At 67.9% G+C, this 26,309-nt stretch carries 20 protein-coding genes; 2 read left to right on the plus strand and 18 right to left on the minus strand.

The genetic code is table 11. The features are described from left to right. Nucleotides 1-161: 161 nt before the first annotated feature. The 11 genes from KA712_12310 to hisD all read right to left on the minus strand — a co-directional run bounded on the left by KA712_12310 (nt 162) and on the right by hisD (nt 13,551). A complete protein-coding gene (locus KA712_12310) occupies nt 162-1,568 on the minus strand; it encodes an AgmX/PglI C-terminal domain-containing protein (protein ID MCG5053737.1) in 1,407 nt (468 codons plus the stop codon). Between the two features lie 17 nt (nt 1,569-1,585). Continuing rightward, a complete protein-coding gene (locus tag KA712_12315; GenBank protein ID MCG5053738.1) occupies nt 1,586-1,975 on the minus strand; it encodes a hypothetical protein in 390 nt (129 codons plus the stop codon). Beyond that, nucleotides 1,972-2,811, minus strand: a complete 840-nt coding sequence (locus KA712_12320; protein MCG5053739.1) for a tetratricopeptide repeat protein — start codon at nt 2,809-2,811, stop codon at nt 1,972-1,974. The genes KA712_12315 and KA712_12320 overlap by 4 nt, the downstream gene beginning before the upstream one ends. Nucleotides 2,812-2,974: 163 nt before the next feature. Continuing rightward, nucleotides 2,975-6,628 (minus strand): tetratricopeptide repeat protein, encoded by a 3,654-nt coding sequence (locus KA712_12325; GenBank protein MCG5053740.1) that lies wholly within the window; start codon nt 6,626-6,628, stop codon nt 2,975-2,977. Next, a complete protein-coding gene (locus KA712_12330) occupies nt 6,625-7,965 on the minus strand; it encodes a hypothetical protein (protein ID MCG5053741.1) in 1,341 nt (446 codons plus the stop codon). Before KA712_12330 ends, KA712_12325 begins: the two co-directional genes overlap by 4 nt. Then, nucleotides 7,959-8,969, minus strand: coding sequence for a tetratricopeptide repeat protein (locus KA712_12335; protein MCG5053742.1), 1,011 nt, complete (start codon nt 8,967-8,969; stop codon nt 7,959-7,961). The genes KA712_12330 and KA712_12335 overlap by 7 nt, the downstream gene beginning before the upstream one ends. A 64-nt stretch (nt 8,970-9,033) precedes the next feature. Then, a complete protein-coding gene (locus KA712_12340) occupies nt 9,034-9,798 on the minus strand; it encodes a dihydrolipoamide acetyltransferase (GenBank protein ID MCG5053743.1) in 765 nt (254 codons plus the stop codon). 442 nt (nt 9,799-10,240) lie between these two features. Continuing rightward, the gene (gene obgE, locus KA712_12345; GenBank protein MCG5053744.1) at nt 10,241-11,386 is read right to left on the minus strand and encodes a GTPase ObgE; all 1,146 of its coding nucleotides are present in this window, start codon (nt 11,384-11,386) and stop codon (nt 10,241-10,243) included. Between the two features lie 143 nt (nt 11,387-11,529). Then, nucleotides 11,530-11,793, minus strand: coding sequence for a 50S ribosomal protein L27 (gene rpmA, locus KA712_12350; GenBank protein MCG5053745.1), 264 nt, complete (start codon nt 11,791-11,793; stop codon nt 11,530-11,532). Nucleotides 11,794-11,810: 17 nt separating this feature from the next. Beyond that, on the minus strand, nt 11,811-12,125 hold the full coding sequence (gene rplU, locus KA712_12355) for a 50S ribosomal protein L21 (GenBank protein MCG5053746.1): 315 nt from the start codon (nt 12,123-12,125) through the stop codon (nt 11,811-11,813). Between the two features lie 142 nt (nt 12,126-12,267). Beyond that, nucleotides 12,268-13,551, minus strand: coding sequence for a histidinol dehydrogenase (gene hisD / locus KA712_12360; GenBank protein MCG5053747.1), 1,284 nt, complete (start codon nt 13,549-13,551; stop codon nt 12,268-12,270). Nucleotides 13,552-13,701: 150 nt separating this feature from the next. Between hisD and KA712_12365 the strand changes: the two genes are divergently transcribed. Together KA712_12365 and KA712_12370 are read left to right on the plus strand one after the other, a co-directional pair. Next, nucleotides 13,702-15,741 carry a flagellar biosynthesis protein FlhA gene (locus KA712_12365; protein ID MCG5053748.1) on the plus strand — a complete coding sequence of 680 codons (2,040 nt, stop codon included), beginning with the start codon at nt 13,702-13,704 and terminating at the stop codon, nt 15,739-15,741. Nucleotides 15,742-15,803: 62 nt separating this feature from the next. Next, entirely contained in the window at nt 15,804-16,685 is an 882-nt protein-coding gene (locus KA712_12370; GenBank protein MCG5053749.1) for an isoaspartyl peptidase/L-asparaginase, read from the plus strand. On the opposite strand, the gene KA712_12375 is transcribed toward KA712_12370, so the two are convergent. The 7 genes from KA712_12375 to KA712_12405 all read right to left on the minus strand — a co-directional run bounded on the left by KA712_12375 (nt 16,682) and on the right by KA712_12405 (nt 26,282). Further along, complete coding sequence (locus KA712_12375) at nt 16,682-19,792, minus strand: CusA/CzcA family heavy metal efflux RND transporter (GenBank protein ID MCG5053750.1); 3,111 nt, start codon at nt 19,790-19,792, stop codon at nt 16,682-16,684. The genes KA712_12370 and KA712_12375 overlap by 4 nt on opposite strands. A gap of 23 nt (nt 19,793-19,815) precedes the next feature. Further along, complete coding sequence (locus tag KA712_12380) at nt 19,816-22,254, minus strand: efflux RND transporter periplasmic adaptor subunit (GenBank protein ID MCG5053751.1); 2,439 nt, start codon at nt 22,252-22,254, stop codon at nt 19,816-19,818. A gap of 19 nt (nt 22,255-22,273) precedes the next feature. Then, entirely contained in the window at nt 22,274-23,059 is a 786-nt protein-coding gene (locus tag KA712_12385) for a hypothetical protein (protein ID MCG5053752.1), read from the minus strand. A 13-nt stretch (nt 23,060-23,072) separates the two neighbouring features. After that, on the minus strand, nt 23,073-23,849 hold the full coding sequence (gene cobA, locus KA712_12390) for a uroporphyrinogen-III C-methyltransferase (GenBank protein MCG5053753.1): 777 nt from the start codon (nt 23,847-23,849) through the stop codon (nt 23,073-23,075). Beyond that, the gene (locus tag KA712_12395; protein MCG5053754.1) at nt 23,846-24,466 is read right to left on the minus strand and encodes a bifunctional precorrin-2 dehydrogenase/sirohydrochlorin ferrochelatase; all 621 of its coding nucleotides are present in this window, start codon (nt 24,464-24,466) and stop codon (nt 23,846-23,848) included. Before KA712_12395 ends, cobA begins: the two co-directional genes overlap by 4 nt. A gap of 60 nt (nt 24,467-24,526) precedes the next feature. Further along, nucleotides 24,527-25,846 carry an NAD-dependent malic enzyme gene (locus KA712_12400; GenBank protein MCG5053755.1) on the minus strand — a complete coding sequence of 440 codons (1,320 nt, stop codon included), beginning with the start codon at nt 25,844-25,846 and terminating at the stop codon, nt 24,527-24,529. A gap of 67 nt (nt 25,847-25,913) precedes the next feature. Beyond that, nucleotides 25,914-26,282 (minus strand): PilZ domain-containing protein, encoded by a 369-nt coding sequence (locus KA712_12405; protein ID MCG5053756.1) that lies wholly within the window; start codon nt 26,280-26,282, stop codon nt 25,914-25,916. Nucleotides 26,283-26,309: the final 27 nt, after the last annotated feature.

Raw genomic sequence — 26,309 nt, forward strand, 5'->3', positions numbered from 1 at the left:
CGTGGTGAGTTTGTAACGTCGGTAACTTGTCATGTTGCCGGATGTTACGAGGCCCTCTTTCCGAATCGGACGTTTGGGCAATGATCTCGAGGGGGCCTTCAACGAAAGCGACCGGCGGGCCGATCGAAACCAGCCGCCGGTCGAATGTCAGGTGATGCGATTTAGGACGACGCCTGGAACACGAAGGGGAACGACACCTCGACGCTGCCGCCCGAGGGACGGGTGAAACGCCAGTTCTGAATGTTCTTCTTGATGCACTGTGCGACTTCGGAATCGCCCATGGTGTCTTGTTCGATGGTGATGCCTGTCACGGTGCCTTCGGGAGTGATGGTCCAGAACACCACGATCTTGCCGCTCAGGCTGGGGTTGCGCTTGAGGGACTTTTCGTAGCAGACCTTTACGGCGCCCAGGCGCAGCTTGACCTCCTTGGCCACCACGCTCGGGTCGAGCTCGCCGTCCACGGAGGGGGCCGCGCTGCTCACCACCGCCTTGACGGATTTTTCGCCGCCCACGCTGCCGGTGCTGGCGCCTTCGATGCTGCCGCCGCCGCGCAGGCCGCTGATGCTGGCCACCTTGCCGCTGCCTCCCGCGCCGGCCTTCACGCCCCGCAGGCTGTCGTCGCCCGTGGCCACGGACAGGCCGCCCACGCCCTCGAAGGCCTTTTCTTGGTCGCGATCCACGTCGCCCTTGCCCAGCACGTCGGCGATGGCGCCTTCACCGTCGGCGCGGGCGCCGAGCAGCTTCAGGATGCCCGTGTTTTGCACTTGTTCGGCGATCTTGGCACGGCGCTCGGCCTCGGCCCGGGCGCGCTCTTCGGCGATCTTCTGCTTTTCGGCCTCGGTGAGCGCCTTTTTCGGCTCGGCCGATTCGGTGGGCTTCTTGGGAGCCTCTTTTTTGACGATCTCTTCCTTTTTCTCTTCAGGCTTGGTGTCGTCGACCTTCTTGACCTCTTCGGGGGGAGGCTCGGGCTTTTTCTTCACCACCATCTGCACGAAGCGGTCGGGTATCTCTTCGATGTCGGGCTTTTTCGGCCAGTCGACGCTGCGCAGATAGATGATCATGCACAGGTGAACCACGAACGAAGCCGACGCGATCGAGGTGAAGAACCAGTCGAGATCGCCCGAGAGGCTTCCGCGCACCGAGGCGGGCAGCTGGGGCCGGGGCTGAGGCGGGGGCGGGGTGACGAACTGAAAGAGGATGGTGAGGTCGCCCACGGTGATCTTGCCGCGGGCCCGCTCGTCGAGCGGCAGATCCCAGCCCTGCCCGCTTTTTTGGATCTTGCCGTTTTGTTTGAGCTGGGCGAGCGAGATGATCTCCTGCCCCACGGCGATGCGGGCGTCCATGCCATCGGCGAAGTGGGCCATGTAGCCCTTGGGGCCAGCCTCGAAGAGCATCCAGGTGCGGGGCAGAGCGTCCGAGGGCACCACGAACATGTTCTTCGCGGACTGGCCCACGCTGATGTTCTCGCGCTTGCGCACCAGCCGCTCTTCGACGATGCGCCCCCCCTGAATGATGCCGATCCGGAGAATGCGCGGCTTTGCCGCCCCCTCAGCTGCCTGCGTCGCCATGTTCATCCTCTCCGGTCTCAAAACGGTGCCCGCGAGACACTGTCAAGAATCTTCGGCAGGAAGTCCTGTTTCAGGTCTTGCCAATCGTAGTTGATGCTCGATTTTTGGAGCACGTAGAAGGCCTCGGGCTTTTGAATCTTCCCCTCTATTCGGATCTCCTCTTCAATCCTGTAGACCTTCTTTCCGCCCTTTCCGCGCTCGACCCGTACTTTGGGGGCTTCGTCCCCCGCAGCGGCAGCGGCGGGCAGGGGTTTGTCCTGCGCGTGGGCGCTGCGCACGCCGGGAACGAGGCCCATGAAAAGGGCAAGGGCGCCCACGAAGGCACTTGGGATGATCACACCTTTCACGAGCTGTCGCATGGTGCTGGGCCTGGGCTTCCGGGTGTCTTGGGCGAGGGACGAGGTCATTGTGCGGCTCCCGCGCCCACGGCCGGTTGCTCCGCTTTTGCGGCGTCCTCGGGGACCTTCTTCGCGGCACGGGCGGCTTCGCGTTCGAGGCGCTTCTTTTCTCGTTCGATCCGCTTTTCTTCCTTCGAGATCTTCTCCTGGGCCTCGGCGATGTAGGGGTCGGAGAGATCGTCTTTGGGCAGGCGGGCGCCCAGCATCTGCTTGTAGCGCTGAAGGTACGAGATGGCCGTGTTCATCTGGGCGATCACGTCCTGGCCAGGCATCTTGTCGGCGTCCAGGTAGAGAATGCCCAGGTTGAAGACCACGTCGGCGTAGTTCGAGAAGAGCTGCAGCGCCCGGTCGTACGCAGACTTGGCCTTGGCGTAGTCTTTGTTGCCCCGGTAAGCGCTGCCCAGGTTCATGAAGGCTTTGGCGAAGGTGGGCTGTAGCTGCGTGGCCCGCTCGAGCGCAGGCACGGCTTCGCGGAAATTCTTGGCGGTGAGGTAAAGGCCACCCAGGTTGTTCCAGGTCAGGGCGTTTTCGGGCCGGGCCGATACCGCTTGCTTCAGGAGCTCGATGGCGCCGGGGATGTTCTCCTTTTCCACCTCCATGAAGGCCAAGAGCTGGTACACCTCGGCCTGTTCGGCGGGCGAGGCGTTGTTTTTCTGCATGGTCTCCCAGAGCGTGCGCACCCACTCGTACTTGCCGAGTTTGTAAAACGCCTTCGCCATCACGAGCATGGCGGGCGTGTAGCGCTCGTTGCGGTTGAGCGCGGCCTTGGCCAGCTGGACCGCGTCGTTGTAGTGGCCGGCCTGGTACTGCTTTTGTGCGGCCAAGGTCTCTTCCGTGGGGATCACCGCGGGGGGCGGCTCGCGGCGCTTCTTCTTGGCACCCTGCGGCGGGGGCGGTGCCCCCGGGGGTTTCCTGCGCCGCGGCCTCGGGAGCCGGCCAAGGCCAGGCCCAAGGCTAGGCCCAAGGCCAGGGGCGACGAGACGCTGCGTTTGAGAGATGGACGCATGATTACGGGTACTCCAGGCCGATCCGCTCGTCTTTCACGAACGGGAATTCGTCGGGTAGATACTTCGACAGGTTCTCGCGGGCCTTCTTGACGTATTGATTCGTCACGCCCAGCTGCGAGGCCCGGTCGAGGGTGCTGCGCCATTGGGTCTTGGCTTCGTCCTCGATGGGGGTGACGAACTGAAAGACGGCGTCTTTGTATTGGGTCTCGACCATGCCGCAGTCGTCGGGGTTCGACTTGCAGACCTTCTTTTCCAGGCTCTTGACGTCGGCCGGGGGGTTTTCGGCCTGGAAGATGAGCTTCTGAGCGAATTCGTAGAACACATCACCGCGGCGCAGGAACGAGGCGAGGGTCCAGTTGGCGTCTTTGTAGGCCCAGACCTTTTCGTATTCGTCGCGCAGCTCCTTGGCTTCTTGCGTGAAGGTATCGAAGGCCTTTTTCACCTGCTCGGGCTTCGACGAGAACACCAGCTTCTTGGCCTGGAAGGCCTTGAACTTCTCCTCGAGCAAGAGGAACTCGGCCTTGGCGGCGGCGGCAGCGGCCGGGGTGGCGGGGGCCAGGCCGCGCGCCTGGAATTCGTCGCGCACCTTCTTGTAGGCGTCGAGCGTGGCCCGACGGTCTTTGCCTTGCTCGGCGATGACGGCCAGATCCATGTAGGCATTGACGACATAGTCGCCAGCCTCGGCCTCGCCCTTGAAGCGCTTGAGCAGGTTGCTCAGGCACTTTTGGTGACGGCTCGTGTCCTTGAGTTTGCGGTAGGCGTTGCAGGCAAACGAGTAGGCCTGCGCGGCGTCGCCCGGCTTTTCGGCCGCGGTGTCGGCAAACTTCAGGTACATGGTGGCGGCGCGATCGTACTGCTGGTCGTTGTCGAGCAGCTGCGCGGCGATGCCCAGCGCGTCCTTGCGGTGCTCGAAGTCGGCGAACTTCGGGTCCTGGGCGATCTTCACGTAGTAGCCGACAGCCTGGTCGAAGTTGAAGAAGCGGCGGTGGTTACGGGCTGCGTTCCAGACGGCGTCACGCGCCAGGGCGGAATCGGGGTAGTCCCGCGCCAGGCGCTCGTAACATTTCGTGGCCTCGTTGAACTGGTAGAGCCGCTCGTAGATGACGCAGGCGTTGTTGAGGTTCGTGGGCGCGTCCTGATCCTTGGGATCGCCGTTGACCAGCTCGATGAGGTCGAGGGCCAGGCCCACATCGATCTCGGTGCTCACACCGCCGCGGCCGGCGCCGCCTGCCGCAGCAGGTTTTCCAGGATCGGCCGCTCCGGGGCCGCCCGTGACCAAAGCGATACCGCCGGCCCCTTCTTCGCACATGGTGAGCTTGCGGTCCGTGCCCTGCTCTTCGTTGTCGATGGCGAGCTTCACACGGTCAGCGATGACCTTCGATTTGACGGAGCGCCGGATCTGGTCGATGCGGGTCAGGTATTCCTTGGCGCTCGGGTCTCGGCCGCAAGGCGATTCGACGAAATCGTCGGCCACCTGAAGCAGACGCCCGAGGGCGCAGTCTTTTTGCTTTTCGTCCTCGACCCCGTAGTCGATGAAGTAGGTCTTGAGGATGGCGTCGTAGGCCTTGAAACCGAGTTCGCTCTTCGTGCCACAGAACTGTTTGGCGATCTGGGTCAGGCGCCCGCGCGCTTCCGGCCAGTTGCGGTAGCGCAGAAGCTCGACGGCGGCTGCGTACTTGAGCTCGTCGACTTTCTCGGTTTGCAGGTTGTTGGTGTACCAGTCGATTGCGGACACATACTTCTGCACCGCCTCGGACATGGGCAGGGGGCTGACCGGCGCCTTGGTGTTGGTCTCGTCCGGGATGGGGGGCGTTTCGTACTGCCCGGCCTTGGTCATCCGGTCCATGAGCTCTTCATAGGACTTGATGATGCGGAAGGCGGCGTCTTCCTGGTACTTGTTGTCCTGCTCGCTGTCGCGAACCAGGGTGTACGCGTTGACGGCCCGTTCGAGCTGGCCCGAGTAATAGAGTGCGTCGGCGTAGTAGGCCGAGAACTCGTACGCCCGCTTCGAGTCTGGGTAGACCTGCAGGTACTTTTCGTAAAGATCAGCCGCGGCGGCATACATCTGCCGGCAATTGTCGAGATCGGCCTGGGTGGGTGTGCCCTGAATCTGGCCTTTGCAGGCCTGGGCGGCGGCGTGAACGCCCGTGGCGGCAGAGAGCAACGCATCTTCCGAGAGCTGCTGGGCGGCGGCGAGTGCGTCGGGGTTGTCCTTGTTTTGCTCGTACCAGGCAGAGCCCTTGCTGTAGTTGCGGCCGAGAGCTTCCCGCTCTTTGGCGGCGGCCACCAAGTTGCGGTCGCGCTCGTAGGCGCGCACGATCTTGTCCTGAACCTGGGGCGCTTCGGGACTGTAGGGCCAAAGTTCGAGCACGGTCTTGAACACCTCGATGGCCTCAACGTACTTCGTGGTGTCGAAGTACATGTCGCCCAGACGCTGGTAGACCTCGCGCACGTGGGGCTCGGTCTCGCGGCCCTTGTAGTATTTGCGGGCCCTCTGCAATCCCGTTTCGGGATCGGGCAGGGTGTCACCGTCCCAGTCGGGCTCGGAGAAGCTGATGGCGAGGTATTGCACCGCCTCGGGACGCAGATCGGAGCCGAAGGTCTCGCCCTTGGCCTTTTTCACGTCGGCGAACTTTACGAGCTCGTCGAAGGACTCGATGGCCTTTTGGAAGCGGTTGTCGCGGTAGTACGACCAGGCCAGCTTGTAGAGGGCCTTGTCGTAGTAGTTCGAGTCTTTGAACGCCAGCACGCGGCTGTAGGCGGACACGGCCCCTTCGAGCTCGCCGTTGTCGAAGTGGATTTCGCCCACGCGGGTCCAGCCTTCGGGCAGGAACTTGGAGTCAGCCCGCACGGGCTTGCAATCGGCGTAGATGTCTTCGAGGGGGCGCCCTGCGGAGCTCTCGCTGTCGGCCACGGGCGTGGGGGGATCCAGCGGGCGGAACTTGTTGGCGCAGGTGAGCGCCAGCAGCACCTGCTTGGCTTCGGGCTCTTGGCCCATTTCACTGTGGCAAAAGCCCAGGAGGTAATAGGCCGCATCGAGTAGACGGTAGTTGGGGAAATCCACCAGCATGCGCCGGTAGAGGTCGATGGTGCGGCTGTAGTTCGCGAGCGGCGGCGCGTCGGTGGGCGGCGTGCTGGAATCGAGGGCCTTTTGGTAGGCCTCGGTGGCCGTCAGGAATTCCTCCGACGACTTTTCGTAGTAAAGCTCGGCCAGCCGGAACATGGCATCCGGCGTCCAGCGTTTGTCGCTGGGGTATTTGCGCAAAAACGCCTCGAACATGGCGATGGCGTCCATGCGGCGTTGTTTTTCTTCCTGCTCGTTGAGCGCGATCTGAGGCTCGTACTTGCCGCGGATCTGGGCCATGCGGCGCTGATGCGTTTGCTGGATGACGGCGCTTGCGGCTTCCCGGTAGCCCTTCACCGCTTCGGCGTAGCGAGCTGCGTCCTGGGCGAACTCTTCGAGCTGCTTGGGATCGATGGGACGTGCGGGAGGGCCCGCGAGCGAGGTGCCCCCAGGTACCGCCAAAGTGGCCGAGGCCAGGGTGGCCCAGGCGAGGACGACCGCGCCCAGGCGTTTGCGGCTGCTTCCCATGCGACGCCCCTTTGCCACGGCCCCCTGCCCTGCGGGTTGCCCACTGATGCTCGTGTTGCTCATTGTTCCTGCTCGAGGATGTCTCGGAAGTCCTCATCCAGCGCCTTGAGCTCGTTCTTTTGCTGGGTGATGAGCTTCGAAAGTTTGTCCGTCTTGTCGTCTTTGAGACCCCAGGCGACGTCGATGAGCCCCACGTCGGATTGAACCACCACGTCGTAGAAGCGTTCTTTCACGCGGCCCACGATGGTCTGAGCCAGCCCCCCCCCGACGTCTTGCGATTCGGTGGTGAGCGCCGTGAGCTTTTCCTCGGCGGACTTGAGGTTGCCACGCTCGGCTTCGAGCCCCTCCCTCAGGGTGGCAAGGCGCACCTCGGCGGCCTTGTCGACCCGATCGTCGAAGGTGGCGACGTTGCGCTGCACTTCGTCGGCGCGGGCCAGGATCGTGATCATGCGATCGAAGTTCTGCTGGTCGCCGGGGGGCATCTTGTCGCGGGCGTTGCGCATGATCTCCGCCTCTTCCTTTATGAGGTCGGAGAGGCGAATCACCGCGTAGCGCTCGCCTTCGCCGGCGGCGCCCGCGGCGGTGTTCTGGCGGGCCGCGTCTTCCACCTGGCCGCGCAGCACGTCGCTTTTGGCCCGCAGCTCGGAGATCGTCCGGCGCACCTCGTCCGCCTGGCGCTTGACGTCCGCTGGCGTGACCTTTTGCTCGGTCTTCGAGTGCCGGTAGTACTGCTCGATCGCCACGAGCTCGGCCTCGAGCCCCTGGATGAGGACGTTGATCTCGGAGACCCGGCCATCGAGGGTGTTGAGCTGCCCCTTTGTGCCGCGATCCCGCTTCTTCAGCGCTTCGGCGGTGAGCGGAAGGTCTTTGAGCTGGGTTTCGAGCGTGCCGCGCTCGTCATCGTTGCGGGCCAGGGCTGCTTTGTCTTCAGCGCCGAGGTAAGGCCCAGCCATCGTGCGCAGCTTGGCGACGAAGCGGCGGCGCAGGTCCAAGGTCGTGTTCAGGACCTCGGAGGATTCCGTGCGCACTTCGGCGAGGTCGGGGAAGATGCCCACCTTGCCCTGCCCGGTGATGGCGGCGTCGAGCCGGCGCATGAGTTCTTCCGATTCGTCGATGCCACGCTTGATCTCGCCCACGTCGGAGGCAAGCACCAGCACCCGCTCGACCTCGGGTTCACCCCGGACCCACTTGACCGCGCCTTCGGGCACGAAGATCGAGATGTCGAACTTGCCGAGGTCTTGACCCACCAGGTTCTGGAAAAAGGCGGGGTCGTTGGCGGAGCGATCGAGCTGGGTGACCAGCTCGCGGTAGATCGGCTCGAACTCTTCGCGCGTTTTGCCGAAGGTGTCGCTGGCCACGTAGAAGTTCGACAGGCGCAGGTTCAGGTTGCCCATCAACAAGCCGCAGCTCCGGAGCGCGGGGGCTGTCGGGGTCCTGCAAGAAGAAGCAGGTCGAGCGCGCGGTAGGCGGTTTTGTAGTCGCCCGACTTGATCGCCGTCCACGCTGATTCGTACATCGCGTCGCCGAAGTGCTTCGACGTGCGATCCACCGAGACGTACATGGCCTTGGCCTGGTCGAGCTGCCCGCGGTCGAAGTAGATGCGGCCAAGCGCGATGCGTGCCAGCTCTTGCACCTCTTGGTCGTTGGCGCCCTTGGGTTCGAGCTTGAGCACGTTGTCGAAGCCCGTGGCGGCGGCGGCCAGATCGCCCTTTTTCACGTAGGCGGTGGCCAGCAGGTAGCGCGACTGCAGGTAGTAGGGGTTCGCCGGCGCAAGCGCGTTGAACACCGCGATGGCCTCGTCGGGCTTGTCGCGCAGGAAGAGATACTTGCCGCGCACGTAGGGCACGGACGGCTCGAGCACGCTGGCGGGGATGTTCGCGAGGCGCTCGAGGTACGTGTCGATGCCCTGGAGGTTGCCCGTTTTGAGGGCGATCTCGACCAGGCGCTGCAGGGCCTGCTGCTCGGAACGCGAGGCGGTCTTTTTCTCGAGGGCCTTCTCGAAATAGCGCTGCGCCCCGAGGAGGTCACGCGAGGCGAAGAGGGACTCGCCCATCAGCACGAGGGCTTCATCGTAGACCCGCGTGTTCGGGAAGCGCTCGATGACGTCGAAGAGCAGCGTGGCCGCTTCGCTGTAGTTACGCAGCTCGAACTGGGTCTGCGCATCCACCAGGCGCCGTTCGGCGAGGTGGGACTCGGGCGGGGAGGTTTCGTGAAAGTTGTTCGAGAGCGTGCGGACACGGGTCTCGAGGTCAATCAGGCTCGAGTTGGCCTTGTCGAGTTCGTCGGCACGGGCCTGCCGGACACCGAGGTGGGGCGCCGATGCAAGGGACAGCAGGCCCCAAAAGGGAACGGCGTTGAGAACCAGAAGTCCCACGAGGGAGCGTTTGCGGGCGAAGCGTTTCATTCAGCGTCCCTTTTCGGCGTTCGGTGGACCCGGAGAGCCTCGGGCCCACCTCTGGGCAGACAGGTCATTTCTTGGTTTCGGTGGTCCCCGACGCCGTGGCCGATTTCGGGGCGCCTTCGGGCGCGATGAGGTTCACGCGGAACTCGACGGCGGGCTTGTCTTCCATGTTGGTGGTGAGACCACCCTTTTCGTAGCCCACCACGCTGACGACCGTGGCCTTGCCCTCGCCCGCCACGAAGGTGTGGCTGGACTTGACGTTGAACTTGTAGCTCTTGAGGTAGCTGAACACCCCGAAGCCCGAGCCCTGGTAGACGAGCTGCACGCTGAGGGTGTGCGAGCCGGGCTGGATGGCGCCGTTGTACACGTCGAACTCGCCCATGTCGGACATGCGCCCGGAGTCGTCGGCTTTGTTCAGGATCTGAACACCGTCGAGCGCGTACACCGCTTTGATGAGGCGAAAGGACGAGCCCATCTCGTTTTTGTGCTTGATGACCGCGCGTGAGGCGCCAATGGTGCCGCCGAGCACGGTCTCTTTGAGCAGGTTGAGCCGGCGCTTCGTCATGAAGACCTGCTCTTTGAGCTCGTTGACGTTGCGTTCGAGAGAGCGGAGGCGAACGGTGTAGGCGCCCCCATCGGCAGGCACCGCCGACGCGGGCATGGCCGCCTGGGCCCCAGCGGCTGCGGTTTCGGCCGGTGCTCCCTCGGCCGGCGCACCCTCTGCAGGCGCAGCCGCGGCCGGCGCCTGCGCCCTGGCGCCCGGCGAACCCCAAGCGAGGGCCCCGGCCAGGAACACCCCAAAAACAACCCCACGTGAAGGAACGATCTTCATTCTAACTGGCCCTCTTGTTTGGCAGTGGGCACCCGTACGGCCCACGATCGGACATCAAGGTTCCGGACATCAAGGTTCCCCTTATGTACCAGGAGTCGCGAGATGGCGTCAAAGTTGTCTCCCTACACACACGGCACCCCCGCCCTGTCCACTGCTCCGTCATATCCTCGACCCCGGGCCGGCCGATGATACCAGATGACGTTTCGCCCCGCGCCGGTGAAAATGTCTCTGTTCAATCCGATGTTTGGACCCCTGCCTCCGGGGTCCAAGGCAGCGGCAGCGTGACCACCTGATTGTTTCGGGCGCGCGGGAGCGGCTGTGTGGCGAATCGTAAGCCGTGAGCGGGCCGCGAGCTTACGTGGGGCAACCCACGAAGTGGCAGCCGCACCCACGGCACCCGTTCTCGACCCACAAGCCGTACGAAGGGACAACGCCCTTCGGCTCAGGGTGTTTCGTCGAACGTGTCCGCGGCGTCGTCGAGCTCGTCCCTCTCTTCAGACGCGGGCTCGTGTTCCGGGGTCGTATCGGGTTCCGCCTCGACGGATTCCTCGACGCTGTCTGCGACGGTCTCGAAGACCAGGGGCGGCGCCGCCTTGAGCGCGTGCCACAGGGCCTCGAGCAGAGGGTTCACGCCGTGCCCCGTGACGGCGCTGATGGCATGGAACGCAACGCCGAGGGCCTCGAAGTGCGCGGCGAGGTCGTCGTTCACCGCCTGCGTGTCGGGCAGGTCCATCTTGTTGAGCGCCACCAAACGCGGACGCGCCGCCAAGCCGGGGTCGTAAAGCTCGAGCTCGCGGGAGAGGGTGGCGTAATCCTCGAGGGGATGACGGGCGGGATCGGGGGAGACGTCGAGCAGAAAGAGCAAAACGCGGGTGCGCTCGAGGTGGCGCAAAAAGCGGTGACCGAGGCCCGCGCCCTCGTGGGCGCCCTCGATGAGGCCAGGCACGTCCGCCAGCACGAAGCTGCGTTCACCGGAAAGACCCACCATGCCCAGGTTCGGGGTGAGGGTGGTGAAGGGATAATCGGCGATCTTGGGGCGCGCGGCGGAGACCCGCGAGATGAAGGACGACTTTCCCGCGTTGGGAAAGCCCACGAGACCCACGTCGGCCAAGAGCTTGAGCTCGAGTTTGGCGGCGCGTTCTTGACCGGGGGTCCCGGGCGCCGCCCGGCGGGGGGCGCGGTTCGTGGAGGTGGCGAAGTGGATATTGCCCCACCCTCCTCGGCCCCCTTTGGCCAGCACGAAGCGCTGCCCGTGTGTGCGCATGTCGGCGATGAGGGCCCCGTCTTCCTCGGCCCGTACCTGCGTACCGCCGGGCACCCGCAGGATGAGATCCTGGCCGCGGCGGCCGTACATGTCCTTGGTGGCGCCGGGTTTGCCGTCTTCGGCCCGGTAGTTGTGCTTGAAGCGGTAGTCGAGCAGCGTGGACATGCCTTCGTCGACTTCCAGGATCACGTCGCCGCCGTGACCTCCGTCGCCGCCCGAGGGTCCCCCCTTGGGAACGAACTTTTCGCGGCGAAACGCCACCGCGCCGTCTCCGCCGTCGCCGGCTTTGACCTGAATGCGGACCTCGTCGATGAAGTTGCCCATGATGTCGTTTGCTTGCCCCTGCGTTGCCCTGCGCAGGCGGGGGCAAGGCGCACCCGTAAACGCAAAACAGGGCTGCCACCGCCCGCATGGGCGGCCCGACAGCCCCGTGGGTCACGAACGCCGCGTGGGCGTACGTGCCGTGTTCAGCTCGCGGCCGCGACGGGCTCGACGTTCACCACGCGCCGGTCGCGCGAGGTGCCGAAGTTCACCGTGCCATCGACGAGCGCGAAGAGCGTGAAGTCACGCCCGATGCCCACGTTTTTACCGGGGTGGAACTGGGTGCCGAGCTGGCGCACCAAAATGTTTCCGGAGATGACCGACTCGCCCCCGAAGCGCTTCACGCCGCGGCGTTGAGCGTTCGAGTCGCGACCGTTCTTCGAGCTACCTTGACCTTTTTTATGAGCCATAGCGCTTTCTTCCTTTATCAGGCGGCCGAGATGGACGTGATCTTGAGAGCCGTAAAGGGCTGACGATGGCCCTGCTTGCGGCGGTAGTTTTTGCGGCGGCGGTACTTGAAGATGATGATCTTCTGTCCGAGGCCTTGCTCCACCACTTCCGCTTCCACGGCGGCACCGGCCACGAGGGGCTGGCCCACCTGGACGGCGCCGGCGTCGTCGGCCAGCAGCAGAGGCTGGAAGGTGAATTTATCACCCGGGGACGCGGCGAGTTTTTCAACCCGCAGGGTCTCACCCTGGGCTACCCGGTATTGCTTACCACCAGTTTCGATGACGGCGTACATGACGTTGCTCCGAAGAGGATTGCGGAATTTAACTGGAAGTCTCGACCTGTCAAGCGAAAGGCGCGAGGGTGAGGCGGTGGGGGACCGGACCGTGGCGGGCCTCCGGGCTGCGAGCCGAAGGATCCCGCGGGCTTGTCCCCTGTTAGTCCCCCCGGCGGGTTTCGTGGCGAATCGTCACGGCGCGGCCGTGCGCCTCGAGGCCTTCCACCTCGGTGAGGCGCTCGATGTGGGCGGACTGGGCCGCGAGGGCGGCGGCGCTGTACTCGATGAAGGAGCTGCGCTTGATGAAGTCGCCCACCCCGAGGGGTGAGGAGAACCGGGCGCTGCCCCCGGTGGGCAACACGTGGCTCGGCCCGGCGATGTAGTCCCCCACGGACTCGGGGGTGTGGCTGCCCACGAACACGGCGCCCGCCCGCGTGACCTCGGGCGCCAGGGCCCGGGCGTCGGCGAGGGCGAGCTCGGCGTGCTCGGGAGCGAGCAGGTTCACGACGGCGATGGCTTCGGCCGCCGAATCGACCACGATGGCGAGCCCCCAGTCCTTGATGGCCTGCGCCGCGATGGCTCTCCGGGGCAGCGCAGGAAGCTGGCGGGCCAGCTCGGCGCACACGGCTTCGGCCACCTCCCGGCCCACGGCTACGAGGATGGGGGCGGCCAGCACGTCGTGCTCGGCCTGGGCGAGCAGGTCGGCGGCCACCCAGGAGGCGGGCACCGAGGCGTCGGCGGCGACGACGATCTCGGTCGGGCCGGCGATCGCGTCGATGCCCACGTCACCAAATACCAGACGCTTGGCCGCCGTGACGTAGGCGTTGCCGGGGCCCACGATCTTGTCGACGCGGGGCACGGATTCCGTGCCGTAGGCCAGCGCGGCGATCGCCTGGGCGCCGCCGATGTGAAAGATGCGATCCACGCCGGCCACCTGCGCAGCAGCCAGGGCCTCGTTCGACGGTCCGGGGGTCACCATGATGACCTCGCGTACGCCGGCCACGCGGGCGGGGATGGCCGTCATGAGCACGGTCGAGGGGTAAAGCGCGGTGCCGCCCGGGACGTAGATGCCCGCGCGCTCCATCGGGATGTAGCGGCAGCCAAGGCGCACGCCGCCCTCCTCGAAGGAGAACGAGGTGTAGCGCTCGTGGGCGTGGTAGGCGCGAATGCGCGCGGCGGCCTCCTCGAGGGCGGCCCGGACGGGGGCAGCGACCTCGGCGGCGGCGGCATGCCAGGCCTGGCGCGGCAGCTCGAGGACGTCGAGGGTGCGCGCCTCGAACTTCGCCGTGAGGGCCCGCAAGGCGGCGTCGCCTCCGGCCCGGACCTGGGCCACGATGTCCCGGGCGGCGGCTTCCACCGCCGGGGGCATGGCGGAGGTGCGCCGACCGAGCGCCGCCAGGCGGGCGCGGTAATCGGGGTCGCGCGGAGAGATGAGGCTCAACATGGGGAAAAAACTATAGCGGACCCGCCGTGCGCACGCCGGGGCAGCTCCGTGGGGGGCGGGCGCGACGAGCCGGTCCCCCCCCCGCAGACCCCGGCATTTCCTGCTCCCGCTCTTGACCTTACGTTCGTTTGGGCAGGATCATCCGCGGCGATGTCGAAGGCCACCTCGTGGGGCGTTGGATTCGGCGCCCCGGGGCGCGACGGGGCGGGTGCGCGGTGGGGGCGCGGCGCCGACGTGGCCCTGGCCGTGGTGGTGGTGGCCACGGTGGGCATGATGATCGTGCCGCTGCCCACGGCGCTCCTGGACGTGCTGATCACGGCCAACATCGCCGCGGCGGTGACGTTGCTGCTGGTGTCCCTCTACGTGGGCGAGGCGCTCAAGATCGCCACCTTCCCCACCTTGCTGTTGCTCACGACCCTGTTCCGTGTGGCGATCGAGGTGTCGGCCACGCGCCTCATCCTGGTGCACGCGGACGCGGGCGAGGTCATCGAGGCGTTTGGGCGCTTCGTGGTCGCGGGCAATCTGGTCGTGGGGGTGGTGGTGTTCCTCATCCTCACGCTGGTGCAGTTCGTGGTGGTGGCCAAGGGCGCTGAACGTGTGGCGGAAGTGGGCGCCCGGTTCACGCTGGACGCGATGCCGGGCAAACAACTCGCGATCGACGCGGCTTTGCGGGCGGGGCACATCGATCGAGACGAGGCCGAGCGGCGGCGCACACGCCTGCACCGCGAGTCGCAGTTCTTCGGGGCGATGGACGGCGCCATGAAGTTCGTGAAGGGCGATGCTCTGGCGGGGGTGCTGATCCTGGCCGTGAACCTGGTGGGCGGGATGGTGATCGGCGTGTTCCAGCGGCAGATGTCGTTCGGGGCGGCGGCGCGCGCCTATACGATCTTGACGATCGGGGAAGGACTGGTGGCGCAGATCCCCGCCCTGATCCTGTCCACCGCTGCGGGCGTGTTGGTGACGCGGGTTTCGTCGGAGGACCAGGCCACGGCGCTCGGCAGCGAGATCGGGCGGCAGATCCGCGCGCAGCCGAAGGCGCTCGGGTTCGCAGCAGGGCTTTTGGCGGTGATGGCGCTCATCCCGGGCCTGCCCGCAGTGCCGTTCCTGGTGCTGGCGGGGGGATTGGGCTTTGTGGCCCAGCGGCTGATGCGGGCCGAGCCGCCCGTCGTGCCGCCCACGCCCCGGGCGCGGCAACGTCCGGACCTGACGCTGCCCGCGGCGGTCTCGGTGAAGATGGGCGCGGAGCTTGCGGACGAGCTCGTGGGGCTGGGCGACGAGCTGTCCGCGTGCACCGAGGCGTTCGCGCACACGCGGGGTATCCGCGTCTCTTCGGTGGCGCTGCACACGGACGACAGCTTGGCGCCGCGGGATTTCGTGGTGGCGCTGCACGACGTGGCGGTGGCCCAGGGCACCTGCCCCGTGGACAGCCTGCTGGCGCTCACCGAGGCCAACCGGCTCACGCCCCGGGGGGTGCCTGCCGTGCCGGCTCGCCTTCCGGACGGGCGTTCGGCGTGCTGGATCCCGGCGGCGCTCGAAGCCGACCTCGCCGCCCAGGGCACCGTGTGCTGGCCGGCAGAGACCGTGGTTGCGGAGCACGTGCGCGCGGTGCTGGAGGAGCACGGACACGAGCTGGTAGGGCTCGACGAAGCGCAGGCGTTGCTGGCGACACTGGAAAAGGATCACGGCGCACTCGTGGCCGAAACGGTGCCGAAGGCGATCTCGCTGGCCACGTTGGCGGAGGTGCTACGGCGGCTCGCGGAGGAGAAGCTATCGCTGCGGCACTTGCGCGCGGTTTTGGAGGTGGTGGCCCGCGCCCAAACGCCCGACGAGCGGCGCCCCGACGCGCTTGCCGAGACGAGCCGCGTGGCGCTCAGGCGGGCGATCAGCCGGGCCCACACGAACGGTGACGGCCATATGGCGGCCTTCGCGCTCGACCCCGTGGTCGAAGAGACGCTGCGGGAAGCCGAGGGCCGTTCGGGTCTGGCGCCCGCCCTGGCGCGCGACGTGATCGCAGGCGCGCGGCGCGCGTTCGGCGCCGTGGAGCGCCCTTTGGTGCTGACCTCGGGACGCGTGCGACGGCAAACGTTCAGTCTGCTTTACACCGAGTTTCCTTCGGTCACCGTGCTGTCCTACGACGAGCTCTTGCCCGATGTGGCCGTGGAGATTCTGGGACGCATCGGCCCGGGTTGACGACGGCGACGCGGGCACAGGCAACCGAGGCGCCGCACACCGGGCTGCCGTAAGCTCTGCGCGTGACGACAGCGATGGCCCCTCGCCTTTTGATCCACGGTGGTGCCGGCAACCTCGACCCCGCCACCGCCCGTGCCGACGAGGCGCGGCCCGCGTTGGCGGCGGCCCTGCGGGCGGGGTTCGCGGTGCTGGAGCGAGGCGGCCGCGCGCTCGATGCGGTGCAGACCGCCGTGGTGGTGCTGGAAGACAGCGGCCTCTTCAGCGCGGGCAAGGGCGCCTGCGAGGACGCGGCGGGCGACGTGACGCTGGACGCGGCGATCATGGACGGCGTGAGCCGCGCGGGCGGCGCCGTGGCCAGCGTGGCGGGCGTGCGGAACGCCATCGTGGGGGCGCGCAGGGTCCTCGAGCACACGCCTCACGTGTTGCTCGTGGGGGCAGGTGCCGAGTCGTTTTTGCGGGAGCACCAGGTGCCGTTCGCGCCGCGGAGCTACTTTCAGCCAGCTTACGCCGCCGCGGCCCCACGCCACGGGACGGTGGGCGCCGTGGCCCTCGATGCCCAGGGCCATCTGGCGGCCGCCACGTCGACAGGAGGCATCCTGGGCAAACGGCCGGGGCGCGTGGGCGACTCTCCGATCCTCGGGGCGGGCACCTACGCCGACGAGACCTGCGCCGTATCGGCCACGGGGCAAGGCGAGTTCTTCCTGCGCAGCGTGTTTGCGTTCCGGGTGGCGAGGGACGTGGCGGCGGGACGGGACGTGGGCGAGGCGCTCCGTGCGGGGCTGGCCGACGTGCAGACGCTGGGCGGCCGCGGGGGCGCCCTGGTGCTGGCCGCCGATGGGCGCTGGGGCATGCACCTCACCACGCCGGGCATGTTCCGCGGGGTGCTGGGCGCTGGGCAGGCCCCGCAGGTGGCGGTCTGGGACGAGGCGCTCGGCCCTGTCTAGGCACCGCCCGCGGCGCCCTCCGGTCGGCGGCGGGCGGCTCCGAAGCGCACGTGCAGGGTGGGCAGCACCAAGAGCGTAAGCAGCGTGGACGTGACCAGGCCTCCGATGACCACGGTGGCCAGGGGGCGTTGCACTTCGGCGCCGGCGCCCGAGGCAACCGCCATGGGCAAAAAGCCAAGCGAAGCCACGAGGGCCGTGGTGAGCACGGGCCGCAGGCGGCGCAGGGCACCCTCGCGGGCTGCGGTGTGAGGGTCGTGCCCCGTGTCGCTTTGGTGGCGTATCTGCGACACGAGCACCAGGCCGTTGAGCACCGCCACGCCGAAGAGCGCGATGAAACCCACCCCGGCCGAAATCGAGAACGGCAGGCCCACGAGGGCCAGCGCGAAGATCCCCCCCACCGCCGCGAAGGGCACGTTGATGAAGATGAGCGCCGCGGGCCGCACGGCGCCGAAGGTGGCGTAAAGCAGGCCAAAGATGAGCACGAGCGCCAGGGGAACCACGATGGCCAGTCGGGCCTTCGCACGCCGCAAGTTATCGAATTGGCCGCCGAGCTCGATGTGATAACCGGGCGGCAGCGAGAGGGACGCGGCCAGCTGGGCCTGCGCTTCGTCGGCGAAGCCCCCGAGGTCGCGGCCCCGCACGTTGGCCTGGACGACGAGGCGGCGCTGGTTGCCTTCTCGGTTGACCAGCAGGGGCTCGTCGGTGATTTCCACGCTGGCCAGCTCCTCGAGCAGAGCAAAGCCTCCCCCGGGGGTGCGGATGGGCAGGCGGCGAAGGGCGTCGAGGTCGTTGCGGGCCTCGGGCGCGAGCCGTACCCGCAAGGCGAAGCGCCGGCGCCCTTCGAGCACGAAGCCCACCGTTGTGCCGCCGACGATTTGCACGGCGGCCATCACGTCATCGGCGTCGACCCCGCGGCGGGCGATGGCTTCGCGATCCACCGTGACCTCGAGCGCGGGCAGACCGGCCACCCGATCCACCCGCACGTCGGCCGCGCCTTCGAGCCCGGAGAGGAGGCGGCCGATCTGGGCACCGAAGCGGCCGAGGACACTCAGGTCTTCGCCGTAGAGCTTGACCGCGAAGTCCGAGCGCACCCCCGAGATGAGCTCGTTCGTGCGCATCTCGATGGGCTGCGAAAATCCCATGGCGGCGCCGGGGGCCGCCTCGCGGAGAGCCGCTTCGACCTCCGTCACGAGATCTTCGCGGGAGCGGGCGCGGGGCCATTCGTCGCGCGGCCTCAACATCACGAACACATCGGATTGTTCGACGCCCATCGGATCGTTGGCGATCTCGGGCCGCCCGGTCTTAGTGACCACGGTCTGCACCTCGGGGAACGTGGCCAGGGCGGCCTCGATGAGCAGGCCCTGGCGGATCGACTCCTCGAGCGAGGTGGACGGCAGGCGGTTGACCTCGATGACGAGCGCGCCTTCGTCGAGCGTCGGCACGAATTCGGTGCCGAGACCTCGCGCGACGAAGACCCCCACGACGAGAGCGGCCGCCGCCACGCCCCCCACCCGTACGGGGTGGTCGAGCGTGCGCGTGAGCGCGGGGGCGTAGAGCTTGCGTGCCGCCTCCACGACGGGGCTCGGCTTGTCGTGTTCGTGTCGCCCCAGCAGCAAAGCGGCAAGCGCCGGCACGAAGGTGAGCGAGAGCACGAACGCCCCCGCCAGGGCGAAAAGCACGGTGAGCGCCATGGGCGCGAAGAGCTTGCCCTCCACACCCTCGAGCGCGAGGATGGGCACGTACACGAGCGCGATGATGAGCTCACCGAAGAGCGTGGCCGAGCGCACCTCGACGGCGGCTTGCTGCACGATCTCGTCACGTTCGGCGCGCGTCAAGCTGCGGCCGAGGCGCTGGGTGGCCTCGGACAGGTGCAGCACGGCGTTTTCGAGCAGGATGATCCCGCCATCCACCACCAGACCAAAGTCGATGGCGCCCAGGGACATGAGATTGCCCGAGAGGCCCATCTGCCGCATGCCGATGAACGCGGCCAACATCGACAGCGGGATCATGGCGGCCGCGATGAGGCCCGCGCGCAGGTTCCGCAGCATGATGAAGAGCAGCGCCACCACGAGCAGGCCCCCTTCGATGAGGTTGCGGGCCACCGTGCGGATGGTCTGGTTGACGAGCGCCGTGCGATCGTAGAAGGCCTCGAGGCGAATGCCTGCGGGCAGGGTCTGGTTTATCCGCGCGACCTCGGCCGCCACGGCCCGCGCCACCACGCGTGAGTTTTCTCCCTGGAGCATCATGGCGGTTCCCGCCACGATCTCGCCCCGCGCATCCCGTGTGGTGGCGCCCTGCCTCAACATGGGCGCGAGGCGCACGGTGCCCAGCTGGTCGACGGTGACAGGGATACCTTTGCGGTGGGCCACGAGGATGCGCCCCATCTCCTGGGTGGATTGGACGAGCGCATCGCCCCGGACGAGCAGCCCTTCGGGCCCGCGCAGGATGGCCCCGCCCCCCACGCTGCGGTTGTTGCGCGTGAGCGCCGAGAGGAGATCCTGCAGAGACACGCCGAAGACCACCAGGCGATCGGGATCCACGGACACCTCGTAGGTCTTGAGCTCGCCCCCGGAGGTGTTCACCTCCACCACGCCAGGAACCATGCGCAAACGGGGCGCGATCGTCCAGTCGAGCAGGGCACGCAGCTCCATCGCCGAGGTGCCCGTGCCGCGCAGCTCGAACTGATAGATCTCGCCGAGCCCGGTGGTCATGGGGCCGAGCTCGGGCGTGCCGTAGGCCGAGGGCACGTTGTCCCGCATGCGCGGCAGCCTCTCGCTCACGAGCTGACGGGCGAAGAAGGGATCGGTGTCGTCGTCGAACACCACCGTGACGGCCGAGGTGCCGAAGCGAGAAAGGCTGCGAATCTCCTGCACCCGCGGCATGCCCGTGAGCGCCTGCTCCACGGGCACGGTGACCAGGCGCTCGACGTCGAGCGGCGCGAGCGACGGGGCGCTCGTGAGCACCTGGACCTGCACGTTGGTGAGATCGGGCACGGCGTCGATCGGTAAGCGGGAGAAGGCCCGCAGGCCCAGGGCCACGAACACCGCCGTGAAGGCCAAGATGACGAAGCGCCGGCGAATGCTGAAAGCCACGAGGGCGTTCAGCACCCGCGTGGACAGACGGGGGTCGCTCATCCTTCGTCCATGATCAGGGCACGTTCGAGCTCACCCCGCAGCGCAAACGCGCCGGCCGTCACCACCAGGTCACCAGGCTTCACACCGGACAGCAGGCGTCGGAACCCTCCTTGCGGGGGGGAGGCTTCGACGGCCCGGGGCTCGTAGGTGCCGCTCTTCGTGCGCAGGAAGACGGAGGCACGGCCCATGACGACTTGAACGGCGGCTTCGGGCACCCACAGGGCCTCGGGATCCGTGGGCAGGGCCACCCAGGCGGTGGCCGAGGTGCCGGGGCGCAGACGCCCCTCGGCGTTGTCGAGCGGCACGCGGACCTCGGTGGTGCGGGTCAGCGGATCCACCAGATCGCTGACGAAGTCGATGCGGCCCTCGTAGGTGCGGCCGGGCTGGCTGGCCACCTGCACCTCGACCTTGTGACCTTTGTCGATGAAGCGCAGGTCCCGCTCGTAGGCGCGCAGGCTCGCCCAGATCCGCTTCGTGTCCGCGACGGTGAGGACCGCCTCGCTTCCGGTGAGCACTTGCCCCACGGAGACGTCGAGCTGGGTGACACGGCCGCTGATCGGGGCACGAACCGTACCGGCGTGCGCGGCGCTGGCTTCGTGGTCCACGAGGTCACGGACGGACTTTGGGCTCAAGCCCAAAAAACGCAGGTGCTCCTCGGCTTCGTCGACCGCCGCTTTGACCGCGGCGAAATCGGCCTGGGCGCGGCGCAGCTCGGCTTCGGGCCCCACGCCTTCGTCGACGAGCAAGCGCTGCCGCGCGAGCGCGTCTTCGGCGGCCCCGAGCCGCGCCGTGGCCGTGAGGTACTTGAGGGTGGCTTCGTGGATGTCGATGCTCTCGATGTCGAGCAGGGGCTGGCCCTTGCGAACCTCGTCGCCGAGCGCCACCCGAATCGCCACCACGCGCCCGGGCACGCGCGCGCCCACCTGCGCGATGAAACGGGGGTCTCCCACCACGGTGGCCGCCAGCGCGAGCCGCGGGGAGAACGCCTGCGGGGCCAAAGCGGTGACCTCGATGCCTGCGTTCTGCGCGGCCTTTGCGCTGAGGGTGACGGCGGTGGGCTCGGAGGCGGGCGGGGGGGGCGCCGGAGCGGGCGGCGGCTCGCGGCATGCCAGCATGAGCAGGACGGCGAGCCCGAGGACGTGGTGACGGTGAACGATCATGGAGCTCCTGCGGCCGCGGGATAGGCGGCCTGTTCGAGCGCGAGGCGGGCGCGGGCGGCTTCGGTGAGGGCCAAAAGCGTGGCCTCGCGGACGGCGCTCCCCTCCCGCCGCGCGAGCAACACCTCCGCCAGGGGCGCTTGCCCGAGTTCGTAGGCACGGGTGGTGAGGGCAACGGCCTCGCTCGAGATCCTCGCGCGCGCCCGCAAGATCATCGTACGCGGCCTTGGACGCTTGCCAGCGCGCGTGGGCGCCCCGCACGCTCGCTTCGGCTTCGGCGTGCAGCGCCCCCTGCTCGGCCGCGCCCGTGGCGAGCCGCGCGGCCACGAGCGCGCGGGCGGTTTGGTTGCGCTGGAAGGGCAAGGGCAGCGTGAGCCCCACGTGGGTAAAACGATCGTTGGCTTCCTGGGCAGCCTCTGCGAACACGCGGGGCACGGGAATGGCCAGCTGGGACTGCAGCGCCTGCTCGGCCTGCAGCACGTCTTGCGCCACCTGCAGGCGCACCACGTCGGGGCGGCGGGACAGGGGCGCGAGCAGCACGGGCAGCGGGGGTGCATCCGGCAGGGGTAACGTGCCCGAAAACGCCACGTCGAGCGTGGGACGTCCCAGGCGGCCGAGCAGCGCGCCCCGCTGGGACGCCAAGGCCGCTTCGGCCAGGCCCAGGGCGGCGCGGGCTTCGGCCACCACGGCCCGGGCCAGGGCCACTTCGGCTTCGCCCACCACCCCGGCCCGGCGGCGCACCTCGGCCACCTCCAACAGGCGTGCGTCGAGCGCAAGCCGGGTCTGCGCGAGCGCGATCCGGGCCACGGCCGCCTCGGCCTGCAACCACACGTCGAGCGTGCCGTAGCGGTACTGCCACAGGGCCTCGGCGGCCTGGGCCTCGGCCAGGCGCACGCCCGCCTCTGCGAGGCGCACCCGCCGGCTGCGGGCAAACGAGACGCTGACCGGCACAGAGAGCGCAAGGCCCACGTCGGTGCCCTGCCCCGCGCCCCCGAGGTCGCGGGGGCCGAAGTAGCCTTCGAGTTCGGGGTTCTGGGTGAGCCAGAGCCCCTGGCCTATGCGCGCGGCCCGGGCTTCGCCCACGGCCGTCTCGATGACGAAGGCCGCGGGCGAGGTGGCCACGAGCCGCTCCACGGCGTCCCGATCGAGCACCGGCGTTTCGGCCCGCGCGGGCGGGCTTGGCAGCAGGCTGCCCAAGAACGTGCCGCACGCCAAGCCGAAGACGACGCGCGGGCGCCCGAGGGACCAGGAGCGGAGACGATGAGGCGACGGGGACAACCTCAGGCAGCTTACGGACTTAAGCCACCGGTAGCCAGTTGTCCTCGAGCCAGAGGAGGGACGACGAGGCGGCTCGTAGCTGCGCGTCCACGTGGGCGATGGCCTCGCCCGTCTTCGGCGCTGCCTGGCCATAGGCGCGCCCGTAAAGCACCCAGTTCGACAGCTGGTAGTGATGGAGCAAAGCCGCGAAGCGATGTCCTTCGTGGGCTTCCAACACCTCTTGCGCAGCCGCGGCTCCCGTGGTGGCGTGCAGCGCCCGCGTGACGTCGAAGAGCAAGGTGCGCAGATCCTCGAATGCAGCTTCGGGATCACCCACGACGCTTTCGAGCATACGGGTAAAGCCATCTTCGGGAAGACCTGCCTCGGCCGCGGCTTCGGTCATGATGGGCACCTGCGTGGTGATGAAGTCGCAGCCGGGCGCCGTGCGCAGCAGCTTGCCCACGAGGTAGAGATCGAACGCCGACGCGATCGCTTCGCCGAAGAACATGGCCTCGGCCGAAGCGGGTTCTCCCGCCGCATGCCGCGCGAGCTGGTGCGCCGCCACCTGGTGCCAGGCCACGTGGGCGACGACGTCGGCCGAGATGTGTTTTTCCACCAGCACGTCGGCGCCCGCAGGCCCAGCCCAGAAGGTGAGGTTCAAAAACGCCGCCCGGTCCCACGACACGTGGGTGTCGTAGGTGGGCACGAGGAAGGGGTAGCCGCTGGCAAGGAGCGCCGCCTTGAGGCGCTGGTACACGGGCAAAGTCGAAAAGGCGCGTTCGTCTTCGATGGTCAGCTCGGCAAGCGAGGTCGGGCAGAGCGGCATGGCGATCTCCAGGTCAATCGGTCACAGGTGAGGACGGCGCAAAGGTTTCGGCGAGCCCCACGACGGGGCCTATCACGAGAATCCCTGGCGCCCGCGGCAGCAAGCCGTACCCAGGCGGCGCCGGAGGGGGCTCGGGCAGCTCCACCGCGGGCAGCGAGACGAGCGGGCCCGTCCACCGCCAAGCCGCGGGCGTCGTAGCCCCCACGAGCACCGCGGCCGGGGTGTGCGCCGGCCACCCCCGGGCCAGCAGTCGCCGCGTGATCTCGGCCCGGGCGGCAAGGCCCATGAGCACGATCACGGTGGCCGCCTCGGGAGCCAAGCTATCCAGGATGCCCGCGTAGGCCGCTTCGGCGTGGCCTGAAACCACGACGAAGCCCGGGGCGAGGCCCCTGTGCGTCACGGGGATGCCGGCAAGCTCCGGCGCCGCGATCGCGCTTGTCACACCGGGCACCACCTCGAAGGGAATACCCGCCGCGATGAGCGCCAGCACCTCTTCACCCCCACGCCCGAGCACGAAGGGATCGCCGCTTTTGAGGCGCACCACGTGACGTCCCCGCTGGGCCTCACGCACGATCAGGCGGTTGATGGTGTCCTGGCCCATGGAATGCCGCCCCGCCCGTTTGCCCACGAAGAACCAGCGTGCCTCCGGCGCCAGCTGCCGCGCCTCGGGCGACGACAGCGCATCGTAAAGCACCAAATCGGCTTCGGCGAGCCGCTTGACGGCACGCACGGTGAGCAATTCGGGATCGCCCGGGCCCGCCCCCACCAGGGTGACCCGCCCCACGCTCACGGGGTGTCCTCATCGGCGGCGGCCGCCGCCCGCGCCTCGTAAAGCGCGTTCAGGGCTTGCAACAAGCGGGGGCGGCGCTGATCGAGCGGCAGCCCCTCTTGCCGCCACACGGGCCGCTGCCGCTTGGCCTCTTGCACCCAGGCGCCGAGATCGTCCGGCACCAGGGCCTCGAGCCCTTCGCGCAGCAGGCCCGCGAGCGCGGGAGCCGCGCCTCCCGTGGAAAACGCGATGGTGGCCTCACCCCGGCGCATCAGGGCCGCGGCAAAGGCGGTGGCCGAGGCCAGATCGTCCACGGCGTTCACGAACAGACACCGGGCCTCGGCCGCGTCCGTCACGCTGCGGTTGACTTCGGGCGGTGCGGCCGCGACCACGTAGTACACCCCGTCGAGATCGGCAGGCTCGAAGGGCCGCAGACGCAGCTCGGCACCGTCGAGACCCACCGCGCGAAAGGCCTCGCTGATCTCGGGCGCCACCACGCGCACCACGGCGCCCGCTTCCCTGATGGCCGCATACTTTTGCGCGGCCACAGGGCCGGCCCCCACGACCAGGACCCGCCGCCCACCCAGTTTCAAAAACACGGGGTAAAGCGGCGCGGGGGCGGGGCCAGCGACAGACATGTCCGGTCGGTTTAGGCGGGGGCGGCGCGGGCGTCAAGCACGCCAGGGCCCGGCGCCCCGTCAAATGCCCGCATCACCCAGCACGAGCCCCAACGCGGATTCCTTGACGGCTGAGGCCACGTGCTTGTGCACCTCCCGATCCAGCGGATCGGGCACGAGGGCGTCGCCCTGGGACAAGTTGGCCAAGGTCTCGGCCGCTGCAATCAGCATGGCGTCCGTGATGCGACGAGCGTTGGCGTCGAGCGCCCCGCGGAAGACGCCCGGGAAGCCGAGCACGTTGTTCACCACCTTGCCGTCGGTGGCAAAGCGGGCTCCGGCCGCCAAGGCTTTTTCCGGTTCGATCTCGGGCTCGGGGTTCGAGAGCGCCAAGATCACCTGGCCGGGGCGCACCATGCTGGGCTTGATGAGGCCCTTGACCCCCGTGGTCGCCACCACGACGTCCGCACCGGCCATGACGCCCGCAAGATCCGTGGGCCGCCCGCCCATGGTCGCGAGGCGCTGCTTCGCGGCCTCGTTGAGGTCCGAACCCAGCATGCCCTTCACGCCGTACTTGATCAGCAAGTCGCAAATGCCGAGCCCCGCCGCGCCGAGCCCGATCTGCCCCACCACGCTTTCGCTGAGCGCAATGCCCGCGCGCCGGGTGGCGCCGAGCAAGGCCGCCAGCACCACGATCGCCGTGCCGTGCTGGTCATCGTGCATCACCGGGCGATCCAACCGTTCGATGAGCGCCTCCTCGACCTCGAAGCATTCAGGGGCCCGGATGTCCTCGAGCTGGATGGCGCCGAACGAGGGCGCTATGGCCGCAATGATCTCCACGAGCTTCTTCGGATCTTTTTCGTTGATCAGGATGGGCACCGCCGAGATGCCCGCCAGCTCGGCAAACAGAGCGGCTTTGCCCTCCATGACGGGCATGCCGGCCACGGGCCCGATGTCACCCAAGCCCAGGATGGCGGTGCCGTTCGTGACCACCGCCACGCTGTTGGCAAGGCCCGTGTACGCGCGCGCCAGCGCCGGATCCTCGTGGATCGCCAGACACACGCGCGCCACACCGGGCGTGTAGAGATCGCGCAGGCGTTCGAGGCTGCTGATCGCCATGCGGGACTTCATTTCGATTTTGCCGCCCCGGTGGCGATCGAAAACGCGGTCGGAGCGCCCCAGGACCTTGGCGTTCGGCAGCGCATCGATCGCGGCGAGCACCTCGTCCGTCTCGCGCGGGTCGTCGGGCTCGATCGTGATCTCCCAGGTGGTGGACATATAGTCCCGCCGCACCTGACGGAGGCCTTCCACCACCAAACCCGCCTCGCCGATGACGCCCAGGATGCGCGACAAGCTGCCGGGTTTGTGTTGGCTGCGGATGAGGAGGATCTCGGGGATTTTCATGGGGCTTGCCGCTTTCGCCCCTACGTTACCCAAGCGGGTGAACCGCTGCGAGGGGCCCCCAGGGGATTCACGCCGAAAAGTCGGTCTGGCTGTCTCTCAGCGTCTCGCGGCGCAGGCGGTAGCAGAAACGGCGCACGAGCTCGGCGTGCCGCTGGGCCATCGCCGTGAACCTCACGCCCTGCCCGAGGAAATAGGCGTCTTCCGTGCCGTAGCAGAGGGTTCCTGCGGCCCAGATCGTCTCGGGAACCCCTGGCAGACTGAGCTCGAGGCCCATGACCATCGTGGGGCGGGCGAGGCTGTCGGGCAGCGTGTTGAGGTAAAGCCCCGTCTCGCTGATGTTCACGGTGAAGCCCCGCACCGGCCGGTCTTCCATGTACGCGGTGAGGTACGTCTCGAACGGGATGCGCGGGTCGAAGCGGCGGTCGAGCTGGGTCATGAGGTCCTCCTGGCGGCAGGCAGATGA

It is taken from the genome of Myxococcales bacterium (assembly GCA_022184915.1).
In the GTDB taxonomy this organism is placed as follows: domain Bacteria; phylum Myxococcota_A; class Polyangia; order Fen-1088; family Fen-1088; genus JAGTJU01.